Genomic DNA, 16,696 nt, shown 5'->3' with positions numbered 1-16,696 from the left:
GACTCACTGGGGCTTGGTCAACAGATGGATCTTGCCCGGTGACAGCTCCAGCCCCAACAGATTCTCCTTCAGCCAGGCCTGGTTCGGATCCTTGTCGTTGAGCCGATAGACCGGCTGGGTCTCCAGCCGCTTCTCCATGCTCTGCAGCAGCATGCCGAGCATGAAGCCGAACTTCTGCTGCGCCGCCTCCGGCTCCAGCTTGTATTCAATCAACTTCATGTTGTCGAGGAACAGCGCGCTCTGCGCCTTGTCGTAACGCGGTCTCGCCTCATAGGTCATGTTCAGCCGCGCGTCGTACTCGGTCTGATCCGGCAGGGCGATCTTGAGCTTGCCCTTGCCATAGACCCGGGCGGTGTCCGGGCTCTGGCGCCCGATCTGGACATCGCTCTGCTCGAGCTGCACATGAGCCTTGATGATGCCGGGTAGCTCCAGCTGTTTGTTCACTTGCACCTGGGATTGCAGGTACTGGTTTATCTGTTGCTCATTGATGTCATATGAGCCTTGACCTAGCATGGCCAGACTGAGCAGCATAGATTGCAGGATCATGCTAACGACCTGATAGAATGGGTGTGTTTTACAGCATACCATCCCGGCTTCGCGGGATCTGCCCACCGCATTTCACTCGTCTGTAAAAGGAGTTCTCGTGATCAACGGTCTGGAGCACGACATCCAACTGCTGTTTTCCCAGTTCCTCGGCTGGTTGCTGCTGCTGTTTCACACTGTGATCGTGGCGGGGGTCTCATTTCGGGTGGTGATGAAGCGGCGCCCCATCGGGGTCTCGCTGGCCTGGCTGGCCCTCATCTATGCCATCCCGTTTGCTGGGGTCGGTTTTTACGTGCTGTTCGGCGAGATCCGCCTCGGCCGGCGCCGCGCCGAGCGGGCGCAGGCCATGTACCGCCCTTACGCCATCTGGATCCGCCAGCTGGCCCGGCTCTTCCCCCAGCACTGCTGCGAAGTGGGGGAGAAGGCTCAGCCGCTGCACGATCTGATCCAGGGCAGACTGGCCATGCCCATGCTCTCCGGCAACCGGATGACGCTGCTGAGCAAGCCGGAAGCCATCCTGCGCGAGATAGTGCGCGACATTCGCCAATCCTCACAGTCCTGCTACCTGGAGTTCTACATCTGGCACCCGGGCGGTGACACCGACGAGGTGTGCGAAGCGCTGATGGAAGTGGCGGCGCGCGGCGTGGATTGTCGCTTGCTGCTCGATTCCATGGGCAGCAAGACCTTCTTCCGCTCGCCCTGGCCGAAAAAGCTGCGCAAGGCCGGGGTCAAGCTGGTGGAGGTACTGCCGGTCGGGGCCTGGCGCATCCCGTTCCAGCGCCAGGACCTGCGCATGCACCGCAAGCTGGTGGTGATCGACGACCGGGTTGGTTACACCGGCTCCATGAACATGGTGGATCCCCGCTTCTTCAAGCAGAACGCCGGGGTCGGCCAGTGGGTCGACATCATGATCCGGGTGCAGGGGCCCATGGTGCCGCTGATGTGGTCCATCTTCGTCTGGGACTGGGAGATGGAGACCGGCGAGCGGCTGCTCGACAGCCTGCAGCACGAACCAGAGGCCTGGCCCCAGAGCAACTACCGGGCCCAGCTCATTCCGTCCGGCCCCTTCGTCGGCGGCGACTGCATCCAGCAGAGCCTGCTGCTGGCCATCTACCAGGCTCGCCACCATCTGGTGCTGACCACCCCCTACTTCGTGCCGGATGATCCGCTGGCGGCGGCGCTCTCCTCGGCGGCGGCCCGCGGCGTGCAGGTGCAGCTGGTGCTGCCGGCGCGCAACGACTCCCTGATGGCCAATTACGCCTGCAACGCCTTCATGGAAGAGCTGCTGGAGGCGGGGGTGGAGGTCTATCGCTATGACGCCGGCCTACTGCACACCAAGAGCGTGCTGGTGGATGACGACTTCGCCCTGGTGGGCACGGTCAACCTGGACCGGCGCAGCCTCTGGCTCAACTTCGAGGTGACCCTGCTCATCGACAACCCGGTGTTCGTCGCCGAAATGACCCAGCTAGTGCAGGGCTACATGATAGAGGCGACCCCCATGTCGCTGGCCAAGTGGCGGGCACGCCCCTGGTACAAGAAGGTGATGGAGAACATGTTCTACCTGTTCAGCCCCTTGTTGTGACATCACTTAATTGCGGCAGGCGCCGAATTGCGCTTGCCTAGCCCCAAGCTGGCCCCGTAGAGTGCGGCAATCACTCCCTGGAGAAACAGAAGAAGATGAAGAAGCGAGTAGCGCTGGCCGTCACGGCGGCCTTGGTGGTGGGTGGGCTGGGTGCCTGCTGGTACACGGGCAACACGTTCGATCGCATCATGGCCGAGCAGATCGCCAAGGTGAAGCAGGAGAGCGGCGTCGAACTGAGCTGGCAGCCGAGCTCGAGCAACCTGTTCGCCCGCGATGGCGTGCTGAAGGTGGTGGTCACCCCGCAGACCCTGGCCAGCCTGGATGGTCAGCTGGAGGGGAGCGAGCCGGTCGAGGCGCAGTTCATCGTCAACAGCCGCATCCTGCCGCTCTACATCAAGAGCCACATGCTGCTCGACACCAAGCAGGGTTCGCTGGCGCCGGTGTTCAACGCCTTCAAGATGGAGCAGTGGCAGTTCGGCATCGAGTCGGTCAGCAGCCTGTGGACCGCCAGCAACAGCAGCCGCTTCTGGGCCAACGAGTTCAAGATCAAGCAGGGGCTCGACGAGTTCAACTTCCTGCCGATGAAGGGCGACTATCACGGCGATCTGGAAGGCAATGGTCACGTCACCTTCCACTGGCAGGGCATGACGGTGCATGAAGAGCAGAACAAGATGGACATGGTGCTAGCCGAGCTCAAGGGCAGTGCCGACATGGCCGAGATCAGTGGGATCTGGCTCTCTCCCCGCAGCGACATGACTCTCTCCGCGCTGTCGGTACAGCTGCCTGACAGCGTAAAGGTCTCCCTGAAGGGGCTGACCACCGAAACCCAGCTGGCGGGGGATGATGCCCAGACCCTCTCCAGCAGCTACCAGATGAAGGTGGACACCCTCAATCTGGAGAACGAGACCGACAACCTGGCGCTGACCCAGAGCAAGCTGGCCCTCAATCTGAAGGGGCTGGATCTGGAAGGGTATCAGGCGCTGCAGGCCTCCAGCGGCCAGGGCGTGGAAGAGGAGGCGATCCAGCAGGCGCTGGACAAGATGCTCAAGCGTGGCGCCACGCTGGAGCTGGTGGACTTGAGCTCCCACCTCAATGGCGAGCCGGTGGCCATGAAGGGCGACATCAAGCTGGCGGCCACCTCGCTCGAGCAGCTGTTCAACAGCGAAGAGGGGATGCACGCCCTCTCCGGCCTGCTGCACGCCAACCTGAGCGGCAAGCTGGGCAAGGCGGTGCCGCAGCTGGCGCCCATGCTGGATCAATTCGCCGCCATGGGTTACCTCAAGGCGGACAAGGAGCAGCTGACGGCCGAGCTCAAGCTCGACAAGGGTGCCATGACCGTCAATGGTCTGCCGCTCTGATTGACGTTGCTTTCGTGCACATAAAACAAAGGCTCCCGCGGGAGCCTTTGTTGTTTTCAGTGGCCGGGATTACTTGAATACCACCGTCTTGTTGCCGTAGACGAACACCCGCTCGTTCAGCACCAGCTCCAGTGCCCGGCTCAGTACCGATTTCTCCACGTCGCGGCCGGCCTTGGCCATGTCGTCGGCGCTGAAGGTGTGATCGACGTGGATCACGTCCTGCTCGACGATGGGGCCCTCATCCAGATCGTCGGTGACGAAGTGGGCGGTGGCGCCGATCAGCTTGACCCCGCGATCGAAGGCCTGACGATAGGGGCGGGCACCGATGAAGGCGGGCAGGAAGGAGTGGTGGATGTTGATGATCTTGCGCGGATAGGCCTCGACGAAACTCGGGGTCAGCACCCGCATGTACTTGGCCAGCACCACGTAGTCGGGCTGGTAGCCGTCGATGATGGCGCGCACCTGCTCTTCGTGCTCGGTACGGCTCAGATCCTCGTGGCTGACGGTGTGGAACGGAATGTCGAACTTGCCGGTCAGCTCTGCGAGGGTGTCGTAGTTGCCGATCACCGCGACAATGTCCATGTCCAGCGCACCGGCGTAGTTCTTCATCAGGATGTCGCCGAGGCAGTGGGTCTCCTTGGTCACCAGGATGACAATGCGCTTCTTGCCGGCCTTGACCAGGCGGCGCTGGGCACCGGCGGGCAGGGCATCATCGAGGTCGGCCAGCAGGGTCTCGTCGTTGAAGCGTCCCTCCAGCTCGGTGCGCATGAAGAAGCGGCCGTTTTCGTGATCCACGAACTCGTCGTTCTTGTTGATGTTGAGCTGGTGCTTGTAGCAGATGTTGGTGATCTTGGCGATGAGGCCCTTGGCGTCCGGACAGTCCGTCAGCAGTATTTTCTTTTCCATCTCTGTCATGATTCCGTTTGTGTTGTTGGCGCCCGAGTCTGCGCAGGCAGCGCGTTTTTTCAGGCACTATGCCATAAACAAAATCAGAAAAGACAGTGCGCTGTGCTCCCTGATGCAATGCGGCCACAAGCGGTCCGCTATTCATCTTTGATGGGTTTTGGGCTGGTATCCGGCGTTTTTTTTCTTTACGCTGTCTGCGCTTATTCTCAGGGCGGGGTGAAATTCCCCACCGGCGGTATCCCGATGTGACTCGGGGAGCCCGCGAGCGCCCGACCCGGTATTGCACCGGGACGGGGTCAGCAGATCCGGTGAGATGCCGGAGCCGACGGTCATAGTCCGGATGAAAGAGGATAAGACAGATATTGCAGGCAAGCCCCATGGGCCGGCCGCTGCATACCTATCTCTGTCTGCCTTTCCATGCCCTGATTCTGGTCCTTGTCTTGTTTAGGAGTCTTACCATGAATCAGTCTCTTCTCAGTGAATTTGGTGATCCCATTGCCCGTGTCGAAGCGGCGCTGGCAGCTCTGCGTGCCGGTCGCGGCGTGCTGGTGGCCGACGATGAAGATCGGGAGAACGAAGGGGATCTCATCTTCGCCGCCGAATCCATGACCAACGAACAGATGGCGATGATGATCCGCGAGTGTTCCGGCATCGTCTGCCTCTGCCTGACCGATGAGCGGGTACGCCAGCTCGAACTGCCGATGATGGTGGAGGCCAACTCCAGCCACTATCAGACCGCCTTCACCGTGACCATCGAAGCGGCGCAGGGGGTGACCACCGGCGTGTCGGCAGCCGATCGCATCACCACCATCCGGGCCGCCATCGCCGACGGTGCCAGACCGTCCGACCTGCACCGCCCGGGTCACGTTTTCCCGCTGCGGGCCCGTACCGGCGGGGTGTTGACCCGTCGCGGCCACACCGAAGCCACGGTGGATCTGATGCAGCTGGCAGGACTCAAACCGTTCGGTGTGTTGTGCGAACTGACCAAGGAAGATGGCTCCATGGCACGACTGCCGGATCTGGTGGCATTCGGTCGCCAGCATCAGATGCCGGTGCTGACCATCGAGGATCTGGTGCAATATCGTCAATTGCTGTCAGAACGTTCAGCCTGAGCCTCATACGAAATTGTAATAAGCCCAAAATTTGGTTACGCTTTGTGCGAACCTCATCCAGAGACCCTCATTTTTGGCTTAACTTTGCACAAAAAGTGTACGTTTAAAAAAAAATGAGGGTTTTAATGCATTTATCTGTGATGGGGCCTATCCAAACTATGATTTTTTTGTGCCATAATCACGCCGCTTGCTAAACGTCTGGCGAGTTAAAGGGAGCTTTTAAAATGAAAAAAATGTTGTTGGTAGGTGTTGTTGGTCTGTCCGCTCTGCTGGGCGGTTGTGCAAACACCAGCGAACTGGAAACTTCCGTTCAGAATCTGTCTAACAAAGTTGACCAACTGGCTCAAGATGTTAGCGCTGTTCGTGCTGATCAATCCAAGATCGCTGCTGATGTTGCAGAAGCCAAGCAAGAAGCTATGCGTGCTAACCAGCGCATCGACAACATGGCTACTTCCTACAAGAAGTAATCCATGCGAAAAAAATGGCGCAGTTATGCGCCATTTTTTTTTGCCTGAAATTCGTCAAATTCCCGCGTTTTCCCCGCTGATACCCGCCTGACAAGGCAATGCCGATCACTCGGCATCACCCCGTTTTTCATTTCCGCATCGATCAGTAGAGCAGGCTGTAGAGCTTGCGACGGTAGTTCTGCGCCGCCGGGTTGCTGCCCATGGTGGTCAGGATGTCGAGATAGGTCTTCTTGGCATCACCGAAAGCGAGATCCCGCTTGAGGATGGTAAACAGCAGCGTCAGCGCCTCTTCCTGCCGGCCGGCCTGGCTGTATTGCACCGCCAGCTCCTGGGCCAGGGCAAAGTTGTCCGGCTCCTGCTGGTGACGGGCTTCGAGCGCCCGCAGTTCCGGGCTGTCGGCGGCCTGCTGGGCCAGTGCCAGCCGGGATGTCAGGGTCTGGTAGTGATCGTCCTGGGCGATCATCGGGATCTTGCCGAGGCGCTCCTGCGCTTCGTCCAGCAGATTGAGATCGAGCGCCGCCTGAATGAGCCACAGGCTGATGTCGTGGCGCTCCGGTGCCAGCAGATGAGCCTTGCCGAGATGGGCATAGGCAAGGTCCGCCTGGCCATCCGCCAGTGCCTGCTGTCCCTGTTCGAACAGCAACTCCTCCTCCTTGGGGGCGAAGGCGGTAAAGTAGTGGCGCAGGGTGGCTTCGTCCTGCGGGCCTTCCAGAATGGCCTGCTCGTCAGGGCGGCCCTGATGGAACAGTACCAGCGCCGGCAGGGCGCGCAGGCCGAGCTGGCCAGCCAGCGGCTGCAGCTGCGGATCGTTCATGTCCACCCTGGCCAGGGTCACCTGGGGATTGGCCGGGCCGACCAGCGCTTCCACCAACGGGGTCATGGCCTGACACTCCGGCATCTGGGGGGCGTGGAAATAGATGACGATCGGCTTTTTCATGGAAGCATCGATCAGGGCGCTTTGGAAATTCTGGGGATGGATGTCGACGATCATGAGGCTGACTCTTGGAAAATGGTGTGAGTTAACATGGGGTTGATGGGCACAGAATTCAAGCTGCCGTCGAGTAGCCAGCCGTTGACGGCGAGGGTCGGTGCCGCCAGGCTGAGCCAGCCCCGGCCGATGGGCCAATCCTGTACCCGGTAATCCTGTTCATCGAGTTGGTTGTCGAGCCGCCAGGCTTCCTCTGGCACGAAGCGCACCTTGTCGAGGCCGGCGGCGATACCGGCGCCGTGGGCCTTCAATACCGCCTCCTTGCGCGACCAGAACCGATAGAAGGCCGACTCTTGCTCCGCCTCTGGCAGGGCGAGCAGCCACTCATATTCACTCTGCGCATAAAAGCGGCGGGCCAGGGACAGAGTTTGGCGGCGCCGCTGACCCATCTCTATATCCACTCCGAGCGGGCCGGCGGCGCAGAGGGCGATCGCCAGCCAGTCACTGCTGTGACTGAGGTTGAACTGCAAGCCCCCATCGCTCAGTGCCGGCTTGCCGTGCGAGTTGCTGCAAAACTGCAGCGCCTCGGGGCGGCACTGCAGGCGCTCGGCCAGCAGCCGTCGCAGCAAGCCACGGCTGAGCAGGTACTCCTGGCGGCGTGCCGGCTGACCGATGGACTGCCATATCAGCCGTTCTTCGGGGGAGAGCAGGGTTTGCAGCAGGCTCAGCTGGTCGGCGTCCGTGTTTGCCGGTTTTAACAAATAGAGATCCACAGAGATCATAATTTTTCACTTAAAAAGCATGCTGAAACAGCGATAAAAGTCAGTTTGATCCGGCCTGGGTGGCCCCTTTCGAGATTGTATATTGTTTGGCCACGATCACATTAATCAGGAAAAATAATGCATTTCCTTGCAAAAATGTGAGGTCGATAGGGATTTTCGCTTGCCTCGATAGAATTCTTGGATATAGTCGGGTGCTGTTGCCTTATAAATTGCCCGTTCGGGCCGTATTTTAACAAGTTTTACTATTTTGCGGGGATAAAGGATTGCGCCACCTGATGCTACTGCTGGTCGCGCTCGGAATGGTGGGTTGTGCCTCGGCACCCCAGCCCGAGGTCGCGAGTAAGATCGAAGTTTCCATGATGGAACCCGTTATTGAACCGGAAGCTTCGCAAACCCCAGATGTAAACGAAATCCTGACAGTATACAAAGAGTGGCGCGGTGTTCCTTACCGCATGGGCGGCAGCAGCCAGCGCGGCATCGATTGTTCCGCCTTCGCCCGTGAAGTGTTCCGCAACGCCGTCGGCATCGAACTTCCCCGTGATACCCGCTCCCAAGTCCATGAAGGCACCCGCGTTTCCAAGCAGGATCTGGTCGAAGGTGACTTGGTCTTCTTCAAGATCAATCGCCGTCTCAATCATGTCGGCATCTATGTGGGCAATGGTGAATTCATTCACGCCTCCACCCGCGCCGGGGTGACGCGCTCCAAGCTCGACAGCTCCTATTGGCGCAGCAAATTCTGGCAGGCACGCCGGATCGACATCTGAGTCAGGCTGGACAAACGGCTCGCAGTACGGACTGTTTTTCCAACCTCACTTGAACCGGGCTCGACAGCCCGGTTTTTTATGGCCGTCATTTAGACTTTCCGGGGCCAAGTCACTATAGTGTGGGCCCGTTTTCCTCGGCAGGCCCAGCATGAAGACCCATTCCGACCGCAAATCCGGATTGCATCCACGCAATCGCCATCAGGCTCCCTATGATTTCGATGCGCTCTGCCAGCGTACCCCCGAGCTGCAATCCTTCGTGTTCGTCAACGAGCACGGCACCCAGACCCTGGACTTTGCCGATCCGGCCGCCGTCAAGGCGCTGAACAAGGCGTTGCTGGCGCTGCACTATGGCATTGCGCACTGGGATCTGCCGGCCGGCTATCTCTGCCCGCCCATCCCGGGGCGGGTGGACTATCTGCATCGGGTGGCCGATCTGCTGGCCGAGAGTGCCGGCAAGGTGCCGACCGGCAAGAGTGTGCGGGTGCTGGATATCGGGGTCGGTGCGAACTGCATCTATCCGCTGCTGGGGGCCCGTGAATATGGCTGGCGCTTCGTCGGCTCCGACATCGATCCGGTGTCGGTCAAGGCCGCTACTCTGCTGGCCAAGAGCAACGGGCTGGGCAGCCAGATCGAATGCCGTCTGCAGGGCAAGGCCGGCGACATCTTTCAGGGGATTGTGGCGCCGCGCGAGCGTTTTGCGCTGACCCTCTGCAATCCTCCATTTCATGCTTCACTGGCAGAGGCGAGCAAGGGAACGGAGCGCAAGCTGCGCAACCTGGGCAAGGTGGTGACGGCCAAGCCGGTGCTCAATTTCGGCGGTCAGAAGGCCGAGCTCTGGTGCGAAGGGGGGGAGGCCGCCTTTCTGGCGAGCATGATCACTCAGAGCAAGGCATTCGCCAGCCAGTGCCTCTGGTTCAGCTCGCTGGTGTCAAAAAAAGAGAACCTGCCGGCGGCCAAGCAGGGGTTGAGCCGGATCGGGGCCCGTCAGGTGCGGGTGCTCGAGATGGCCCAGGGCAACAAGATCAGCCGGGTCCTGGCCTGGTCTTTCCTGGACGAAGCGGCCAGCAAACAGTGGTGGTCGCCAATGGTGCACGATAACGCTTGAGCCGGCTGAAGCGGGACGACGACAAGGGGCATGCCGATGGTATGCCCCTTGTTTTTAGGGGGGGTCAGTGGCCAGTCTGGGTCGATACCCGGTCCCCATGACAATCGTTTTTCCCCTTGTGGCATCTGGGCTGGCGGCTGCATGTTAGTGAACACTTTCATCCTCGGTACAGTTGTACGCTGAGATTTTTTTGCACTTGCAGTTGAAACTTTCATAAAATAGGACTGGTTAGACCTCTTTACAGGCTTTGAATCGAATAGGGATCGGTACATGAAAGTTGTCGATTTTCTGAAGCGCAAGCGCGAAATACTGGCGCAGCACCCCTTTGAGCTCAAGGATTGGCTCTCTCCGGCGATCCGCGACTACTGGCGTGAGTTTCAGCAAAAGGCACACCTCCACCCTCTGCTGGGCCGGGTGCTGGATTTGCAGAGCGACAGCCAGTCGACGCAGCAACAGCAAGGTGCGGCGCAAGCCGTCAACGGCCAGCCCGCGTCGCTGGATACCCCTGCTGTCGAACTCAGCGGCGAGGCAGCCGCCCTGTTTGCCACCCTGCAAGAGCGCATCGGCGAAGAAACCCATGTCGGTGAGTGGTTGCTGGTCAGCCAGCAGATGATCAACGAGTTTGCCGCAGTGACCGGCGACAATCAGTGGATCCACACCGATCCGGAGCGTGCAGCGGCCGAGTCACCGTTCAAGACCACCATTGCCCATGGCTTCCTGACCCTGGCGTTGTTGCCGCGGTTGACGGGCAGCATCAACGAGGCCGCTCCCGAGTTTCCGACCGCCCGCATGGTGGTGAACTTCGGCTTGGATCAGGTGCGTTTCCCGTATCCCATCAAGGTGGACAGCAACATCCGTGCCCGCACCAAGCTGGCTCGGGTTACCCCGATCAAGGGTGGGCTGGAGCTGCTCAAGGAGATCAAGGTCGAGATCGAGGGTATCCGTCGCCCAGGCTGTGTCATTGAATCGGTCACCCGGATCTACTTCTGACGGGGTGACGGTGTCACTCGCGGGCATGAATCGTATTGAAAAAAACAGGCTCACCTCGGTGAGCCTGTTTTGTTTATGGCGCTTGCTGTACTTGCCTATGTCGCCTCTATGTTGCCGCCACTCGCGGCATCCATGACTTGCCCTGAGTACTAGAAGCTGGCTCCCAAGCTTATCAGATGACGCCACTCTTTTCCTGATAAGGGTGCCTGAACACCTTGATAATCCAATCTGGAGTCTTCCCAATCGAGCTCGCTCGACCAGGAGAGGCGCAGGTGATCGTTGAAGTAGTAGCGCATCCCCAGGCTGCCTTTTACGGCCTGCTCCCGGGTGATGTAGGGCGAGGGCTGGTCCAGATAGCGCTTGTAGGTGCCCTTGCTGAACAGCTCCAGTTGCTCCGACCAGAGCGCGATGGGTTGGCGGTAGTCCCAACCAAGTCCCATCAGGGGATAGTTGATGATCCTGTCGTTGAACAGATCGATGATAACGATGGTGTTGATATCATCCGGCCGGAAATAGGAACGCTCCAATCCCGCCTGGCTGATCAGCTCCAGCCGTCGCCGCTTGTCGTTCCAGAACCGGTAACCAGGCCCGGTCACATAGCCCACATCCATGTATTCGGGGCTCAGCATCTGGTATTCAAAGTCGACGGCGGAGCGCAGAAACCAGCGCTGATCGAAAAAGAAGTCCAGCATGGGCTTGAGCCGGTACTCATGGCTGTTGGTGACGTTGTTGGCAGTCTCGTAGATATACTCCCCATCCAGCGTATAGCGCCAGTCGAGGTTGGCCACCTCGGTGGAGGCCTTCAGGTTGACGTTGTTGGTCTGCTTGTCGCTGTGCTTGAGCTTGACGTTCAGATCGCTGCTGCCGCTCCACAGCCAGGCTTTCTGGTCATCCGGCGTCAGGGCCAGCAGGGTAATGCCGGTCTTGACGGTCGGTTTGGGTTTGTCCTGCTTCTCGATGCGCCAGCGCTTTACCGCCTCGCGCTTGACGGTGACGGGCCCGCTGTAAGGGAGCGCGATGCGCACCTGCTGGTCACCTATCTCCTCTATGGTGCCGGTCAGCCGGTCACCGTTGTCCATCCAGAGGATGTCGGCTGATGCCGCCTGGCTCAGCAGCAGGGCCAGCAGACAAAAAATGCGGTAGCTCATGAAGATCCTCGTGAACATGGTTGGCCATCAGCCGCTGACGGGACGGGGGATACCGTTCTTGCTGTTTAGCACGCTGGCGGCCTTGTCACCATCGACTTCCGGTTTGGCGATGAAGGCCTCCACCTCAGGGGAGAGGATCAGCGGGGCGCCCTGCTCCAGCTCCAGTTCGGTGCGAGATAGCGGGGAGTGCACTTCCAGCCAGTGGTGGCCATCAGGCTCGATGGCGGTTTTGACCGGCTGGTTGATGATCCGCACCTGAGTGCCAATGGGAACAATCTTGAACAGGGCCTCGATATCGTCGGGGCGCAGCCGAATGCAGCCGGCGCTGACTCGCAGACCGACGCCAAAATCCTTGTTGGTGCCGTGGATGAGGTAGTCCTGCTTGCCATAACCGAGGCGCATGGCGAACTTGCCGAGGGGATTGTCGGGACCGGGTGGCACTACCGCCGGCAGGGTGATCCCTTTTTGCTCCAGCCAGGACTTGCGCACCATGGGGCCGGGCACCCAGGTCGGATTGGGGTTCTTGGCGATGACCGTGGTGGTCATCTCCGGCGTCTCCCGCCCTATGTCACCGATCCCGATGGGCAGCACCATCACCTCGTTTTTGCCTTTCGGGAAATAGTAGAGGCGCAGTTCCGGCAGATTGATGACGATGCCTTCGCGAGGCACGTCCGGCAGCAGCATCTGGGTCGGCAGGGTCAGCCGGGTGCCCGGCTTGGGCAAATAGGGATCGACCCCAGGATTGGCTTCGAGCAGCGCCAAAAAACCAATCTGGGTGTGCTTGCCGATGAGCTCAAGATGTTCATCTGGCTGGACTATGTAGTCCTCCAGTTCGCCGATCAGGCGGCTGCCAGCCGGGGGCAGCGGATAGGTGGTGGCGAGGACGGGAGCCGTCAGCAGGCTGGCGGCCAGCGCCAGCAATGAGAGGGTTCGTGCTATGAACATGTACTTCCTGTCTGATTGAGATGAGGGGGCCGCGAGGCGACCGCCTTGGGTAAAAGGGGGAAATTGTCAGTCAAACGGGTGACGATTGCCAGCTTGGCCGACCAGGGGTACAGCCGGGTCCCGACGTGGCAATCCATCATTTTGACCGTTTCTTGCCCGTTTTTAATGCAAGGCAGCATAACCTGCAATGAACAGCGTGCTTAGCGGGCGGTGGGAGAGGGGATGAGTGGTGAGTAACGCTGGCAGCACCGGTGCAGGGGGAGTGTATCGGCGTCAGTGCTGCATCGACAGCAGGCACGACCGCGGAGAGCATCTCGCCACCGGGCGTGCTCACCTGCTGGTTTTATGTGCAGTCGTTTGATCTTTAAAGAGATTCAAGTTGATTTCCAGAGGCGGCTCCGGTAACAATGATGCCCCGTGGAGAGATGCCGGAGTGGCCGAACGGGATTGACTCGAAATCAATTGTGGCAGCAATGCCACCCAGGGTTCGAATCCCTGTCTCTCCGCCAAATACCAAGCCCAACCTATTGATTAGGTTGGGCTTTTTCATTTTTTATTTTCTGGTATGCCATTTGGTGTTGGCTGACATACTACCCGGCTGGATTACATTGGACATCGATCCAGCCAAGTGTCCACGTATTGATGATGTTGCCCTCTCGTAGCGATTATATCACCCAAGGCAACGTAGTCTTGGCACTATCCGAGATAGCTCCCGCTAGCTCCGGCCTATTTTTCAATTCGACCATGCAGCCGACCCCGACTTGATCCCCCACCTTGAATTTGCTCACCTGGCTACCGATGGCCACCACTCGACAGATGATTTCATGACCCGGCACGATGGGATAGTGGGCCTAGCCCCAGTCATTGCGAGCGGTGTGCAGATCGGAGTGGCAGACGCCGCAATGAAGAATGTCGATCTCGATATCATCGGGGCACGCTGGTCGGCGAGTGATGGGGTACAGCGCCAGAGGCGCCGTGGCCGAGGTGGCGGCATAGGCTTTGACGGACTTGCTCATCGTTGTCTCCTGTGAATCGGCATCGGATGCCAGCTTTTCTTGTTTTGGCCTGCTTGTGCCTCTGGGGGCCAGGTGCAGGCTCGATTGCACTGTGCGATGGCGAATGGATTTGCTAACGGATGGGTCAACTTACTGGCCAAGCGTGACGGGTTTGAGCCGGCTGCCATTGCCGACCACTAGGGAGGCTGCGGTCAGCAACAGGGCGCTGCCCATAAAGGTGGCGCTGATAGAGAGAGAGTCCAGCAACCAGCCTCCCACGGCGGCCCCCAACGTGATGGATAGCTGAATGGCGGCGACCATCAGACCACCGCCGCTCTCTGGCGTGTCGGCGATGCCCTGGGTGATCCAGGCGGACCAGGCGACCGGAATGGCCGAGTTGAGCGTCCCCCAGAGGATCAGCATCAGGGCCACCCCCCAGAAGTGATGCGCCACCGTCAGCAGAGCCAAGGTGATGACGCCGAGCGCCAGCGGCAACCAACGCAACATCCGGTAGAGATGACGGTGCAGCAGCAAGCTCACCGCCGTGGTACCTGCAAAACCGGCCAGCCCCAGCGCCAGCAGCAGCGCCGAGAGTTGTGGCAGGTCGACCAGGGTACGCGTCTCAAGGAAGGGGCGAAAATAGGTAAAGGCACTAAAGGCGCCGGCAAAGGTCAGGGTCACTCCTATGATGGCAATGACGACATTGGGCCTTTGCATCAGGCGAAATGCGCTTTGCGGGCGCGCTTGGGAACGCATAGAAGGCAGGCAAAGTGCCATCCACAGCAGATTGATCACTACTAGTGGCACCAGCAGCCAGAACACCCCCCGCCAGCCGATCAACCCTCCAAGGTAACTCCCAATGGGGGCTGCGAAGGCGGTCGCGACCGCATTGCCGGTATACAAGATGCCCAATGCTTTGGGGACGGATTGGCTGCCGACCAAACGCATGGTGGTGGCCGTTGCCAATGCCCAGAACCCGCCGATGACGATCCCGAGCAGAGCGCGTGCCACCATCAGCACGGTAAAGTTGGGGCTAAGGGCAATCACGATTAAAGAGGTCAGCATCACAACGGCTAGCCCCAAGAGCACATGACGTCGGTCCAGCCTGTGAGACAGGGGGGCGATCAGCAAACTGGTCGGGACGGCAAACAGGCCGGAGATGGCAATAGCAAGACCGGCCATGCCATTGCTGGCACCAAGATCGGTGGCGATCGGCGTCAGCAGGCTGACCGGCATAAACTCGGCGGCAATTAGCAGTGCCACACACAGGGACATGGCGGCAACCGCAGACCAGTGTTCGTTGACGACAGCGGGTGTATGTGATGATAACGATGTTGCGTTCATGGCATGACCTGAAAGTGAAATATGGGCTTATTCGATTGCTTCGATCGTGATGCTGGCGGCCGAGGTGGTGGTCAGGTGGGAGAGACCCGATTCAATGCGCCCCAACTTAATCAGTCCGGTTGAATAGCCAAAGTCCCGATAGAAGATCGCCAGATTGCCCCATGGGGCGTAATAGGTTAGATCCCCCATGTTCGGGTCAATGCCCTTTGGGGCGCCCTGCGTGGTCAATTTGCGGGGCAGATAAGCAATCTTCTCGGTGTCGGCGTAATCCTTGAGGGCCAGCGTCAGGGGGAGCATGGCAAAAAAGTCCCGGGCGCTGTGACCATCGTCCAAGGTGGCCGTGATGATCTGGCCGGCTATCGTCATCTTGATGTTCATACTATCTGCCTTGTTCTGAGCCTCAGTACTTGTAGCGGTTGCTGTGCTGGCCACCCCCAGCAACAGGGCCATCACGCTGACAAACACTCCTCTGGTCATTGTTCTTCTCCCTATGTGACGTGAATGGTGGCGTCGAAGCGAGTGAGAAAACGCGGCGAAGAGGCCGCCGCATTTTCGACGCTTACTTCAGGTTGGTTTTGAAGAACTGCTCGAACTTGGCGAACGGGATCTTGCCAGCCTGGTTGTCATACAGGTCGACATGATTGGCGCCAGGCACAACGACCAGCTCTTTCTGCTTGCTGCCAATGGCCTTGAAGGCATCTTCGGCAAAGTAACGGGAGTGAGCCTGCTCACCGGTCACGATCAGAGTGGGAATGGATATTTCGCTTGCATAACTCAGCAGCGGCATATTCATGAATGACAGCGGCATGGTAGTGGTCCAGGCCCCGTTGGAGTTCACCGAACGTGCATGGAAACCACGCGGTGCACGGTAGTAATCGAAGAACTCCTTGAGTACCGGGAGCGGGTTTTCCGGCAGCACCTCTGGCAGGGTGCGGGCAGCCGCTGTGACATTTCCCTTGTCATCGACATAGAGGTCGTGATTGCTATGGGCATAGGTGCCACTTTCCGCGTCTTTCCAGCGTTGTTCATTCAGGTATGCCAGAACGGCGCGGCGATCGGCGGTGGAATATCGATCCTTGCCATCGCCTACCCCGTGCCCCATGGCCCGGCTCATGTCATACATCACGCTGGTTGCCACCGCCTTGATGCGGGTGTCGCCGGCGGCGGCATTGAGGGCCATGCCACCCCAGCCGCAAACCCCCAGCAGACCGATACGGTTGCGGTCGACCTCTTTTTGCAGGCCGAGAAAATCAACGGCGGCGCTGAAATCTTCGGTGTTGATATCTGGCGAGGCCACATCACGCGGCTGGCCGCCACTCTCACCGGTGTAAGAGGGGTCAAACGCCAGCGTGACAAAACCACGCTCAGCCAGGGTCTGGGCATAGAGGCCGCTCGATTGCTCTTTTACGGCACCAAATGGACCGCTCAGGGCAATGGCCGCCAGCTTGGCGTCTCCCTGGTTTTTCGGCAGATAGAGGTCAGCCACCAGAGTGATACCGTAACGGTTCTTGAAGGTGACCTTGCGATGATCGACCTTATCGCTTTGGGCAAAGGTCTTATCCCATTCGGTGACCATGGAGACAGGTTCAGTGGGGTTGGTGGTTTGGGCATGACTCAATGTCGAGACTCCGGTTAATGCGGCGCCCAGCAGCAGGGCAGACGCGATAGCTGTCAGTTTTTTGGGGAGAACATTCATGGCAAAGTTCCTCGAAATCGGATTTCTGATG

General features: G+C 59.3%; 18 protein-coding genes, 1 tRNA gene and 1 riboswitch. Of the genes, 8 read left to right on the top strand and 11 right to left on the bottom strand.

The features are described 5' to 3' along the window. Positions 1-3: 3 nt before the first annotated feature. Complete coding sequence (locus tag AACQ43_RS03925) at positions 4-546, bottom strand: DUF1439 domain-containing protein (protein ID WP_026080151.1); 543 nt, start codon at positions 544-546, stop codon at positions 4-6. A gap of 97 nt (positions 547-643) precedes the next feature. Between AACQ43_RS03925 and cls the strand changes: the two genes are divergently transcribed. After that, positions 644-2,125 carry a cardiolipin synthase gene (gene cls, locus AACQ43_RS03920; RefSeq protein WP_029301503.1) on the top strand — a complete coding sequence of 494 codons (1,482 nt, stop codon included), beginning with the start codon at positions 644-646 and terminating at the stop codon, positions 2,123-2,125. Positions 2,126-2,220: 95 nt separating this feature from the next. Further along, positions 2,221-3,483, top strand: coding sequence for a DUF945 family protein (locus tag AACQ43_RS03915; RefSeq protein ID WP_168966045.1), 1,263 nt, complete (start codon positions 2,221-2,223; stop codon positions 3,481-3,483). 69 nt (positions 3,484-3,552) lie between these two features. Here the strand turns inward: AACQ43_RS03915 and purU are convergent, their stop codons facing one another. Continuing rightward, positions 3,553-4,389, bottom strand: a complete 837-nt coding sequence (gene purU / locus AACQ43_RS03910) for a formyltetrahydrofolate deformylase (protein ID WP_011705222.1) — start codon at positions 4,387-4,389, stop codon at positions 3,553-3,555. Positions 4,390-4,587: 198 nt separating this feature from the next. Further along, positions 4,588-4,745: riboswitch (FMN riboswitch) on the top strand. A gap of 102 nt (positions 4,746-4,847) precedes the next feature. Here purU and ribB point away from each other — a divergent pair. Together ribB and AACQ43_RS03900 are read left to right on the top strand one after the other, a co-directional pair. Then, on the top strand, positions 4,848-5,501 hold the full coding sequence (gene ribB, locus AACQ43_RS03905) for a 3,4-dihydroxy-2-butanone-4-phosphate synthase (protein ID WP_011705223.1): 654 nt from the start codon (positions 4,848-4,850) through the stop codon (positions 5,499-5,501). A gap of 224 nt (positions 5,502-5,725) precedes the next feature. Beyond that, positions 5,726-5,968, top strand: a complete 243-nt coding sequence (locus AACQ43_RS03900) for an Lpp/OprI family alanine-zipper lipoprotein (RefSeq protein ID WP_010634682.1) — start codon at positions 5,726-5,728, stop codon at positions 5,966-5,968. A gap of 142 nt (positions 5,969-6,110) precedes the next feature. Here the strand turns inward: AACQ43_RS03900 and AACQ43_RS03895 are convergent, their stop codons facing one another. Continuing rightward, a complete protein-coding gene (locus tag AACQ43_RS03895) occupies positions 6,111-6,959 on the bottom strand; it encodes a tetratricopeptide repeat protein (RefSeq protein WP_168966043.1) in 849 nt (282 codons plus the stop codon). Then, positions 6,956-7,678, bottom strand: a complete 723-nt coding sequence (locus tag AACQ43_RS03890; protein WP_168966041.1) for a 4'-phosphopantetheinyl transferase family protein — start codon at positions 7,676-7,678, stop codon at positions 6,956-6,958. The genes AACQ43_RS03895 and AACQ43_RS03890 overlap by 4 nt, the downstream gene beginning before the upstream one ends. Positions 7,679-7,953: 275 nt before the next feature. On the opposite strand from AACQ43_RS03890, the gene AACQ43_RS03885 reads away from it, so the two are divergent. From AACQ43_RS03885 to AACQ43_RS03875, 3 genes are all read left to right on the top strand, one after another. After that, a complete protein-coding gene (locus AACQ43_RS03885; protein ID WP_005298673.1) occupies positions 7,954-8,442 on the top strand; it encodes a C40 family peptidase in 489 nt (162 codons plus the stop codon). A gap of 148 nt (positions 8,443-8,590) precedes the next feature. After that, positions 8,591-9,547 carry a 23S rRNA (adenine(1618)-N(6))-methyltransferase RlmF gene (gene rlmF / locus AACQ43_RS03880; RefSeq protein WP_168966039.1) on the top strand — a complete coding sequence of 319 codons (957 nt, stop codon included), beginning with the start codon at positions 8,591-8,593 and terminating at the stop codon, positions 9,545-9,547. A gap of 270 nt (positions 9,548-9,817) precedes the next feature. Further along, a complete protein-coding gene (locus AACQ43_RS03875) occupies positions 9,818-10,537 on the top strand; it encodes a MaoC family dehydratase (RefSeq protein ID WP_076361190.1) in 720 nt (239 codons plus the stop codon). 149 nt (positions 10,538-10,686) lie between these two features. Here AACQ43_RS03875 and AACQ43_RS03870 read toward each other — a convergent pair whose 3' ends face one another. Together AACQ43_RS03870 and AACQ43_RS03865 are read right to left on the bottom strand one after the other, a co-directional pair. Continuing rightward, on the bottom strand, positions 10,687-11,685 hold the full coding sequence (locus AACQ43_RS03870; protein ID WP_168966037.1) for a DUF481 domain-containing protein: 999 nt from the start codon (positions 11,683-11,685) through the stop codon (positions 10,687-10,689). 27 nt (positions 11,686-11,712) lie between these two features. Further along, positions 11,713-12,630, bottom strand: a complete 918-nt coding sequence (locus AACQ43_RS03865) for a L,D-transpeptidase family protein (RefSeq protein ID WP_168966035.1) — start codon at positions 12,628-12,630, stop codon at positions 11,713-11,715. Between the two features lie 419 nt (positions 12,631-13,049). Between AACQ43_RS03865 and AACQ43_RS03860 the strand changes: the two genes are divergently transcribed. Continuing rightward, positions 13,050-13,139, top strand: a tRNA-Ser gene (locus AACQ43_RS03860). Positions 13,140-13,295: 156 nt separating this feature from the next. Here the strand turns inward: AACQ43_RS03860 and AACQ43_RS22185 are convergent. The 5 genes from AACQ43_RS22185 to AACQ43_RS03840 form a co-directional block, all read right to left on the bottom strand. Then, positions 13,296-13,466 (bottom strand): alcohol dehydrogenase catalytic domain-containing protein, encoded by a 171-nt coding sequence (locus AACQ43_RS22185; protein ID WP_411583545.1) that lies wholly within the window; start codon positions 13,464-13,466, stop codon positions 13,296-13,298. A 15-nt stretch (positions 13,467-13,481) separates the two neighbouring features. Beyond that, the gene (locus tag AACQ43_RS03855) at positions 13,482-13,646 is read right to left on the bottom strand and encodes an alcohol dehydrogenase catalytic domain-containing protein (RefSeq protein WP_276843289.1); all 165 of its coding nucleotides are present in this window, start codon (positions 13,644-13,646) and stop codon (positions 13,482-13,484) included. Positions 13,647-13,775: 129 nt separating this feature from the next. After that, a complete protein-coding gene (locus tag AACQ43_RS03850; RefSeq protein ID WP_248280959.1) occupies positions 13,776-14,900 on the bottom strand; it encodes an MFS transporter in 1,125 nt (374 codons plus the stop codon). Between the two features lie 96 nt (positions 14,901-14,996). Next, positions 14,997-15,446, bottom strand: a complete 450-nt coding sequence (locus AACQ43_RS03845) for a cyclophilin-like fold protein (protein WP_248280958.1) — start codon at positions 15,444-15,446, stop codon at positions 14,997-14,999. A gap of 82 nt (positions 15,447-15,528) precedes the next feature. Beyond that, the gene (locus AACQ43_RS03840) at positions 15,529-16,587 is read right to left on the bottom strand and encodes an alpha/beta hydrolase (RefSeq protein ID WP_248280957.1); all 1,059 of its coding nucleotides are present in this window, start codon (positions 16,585-16,587) and stop codon (positions 15,529-15,531) included. Between the last annotated feature and the right edge of the window lie 109 nt (positions 16,588-16,696).

The sequence above is a fragment of the Aeromonas sp. DNRA1 genome, assembly GCF_963888745.1.
Classification (GTDB): Bacteria; Pseudomonadota; Gammaproteobacteria; order Enterobacterales; family Aeromonadaceae; genus Aeromonas; species Aeromonas hydrophila.
The sequence above is the reverse complement of the archived record's forward strand: the minus strand, read 5'-3'. Positions and strand labels throughout refer to the sequence as shown.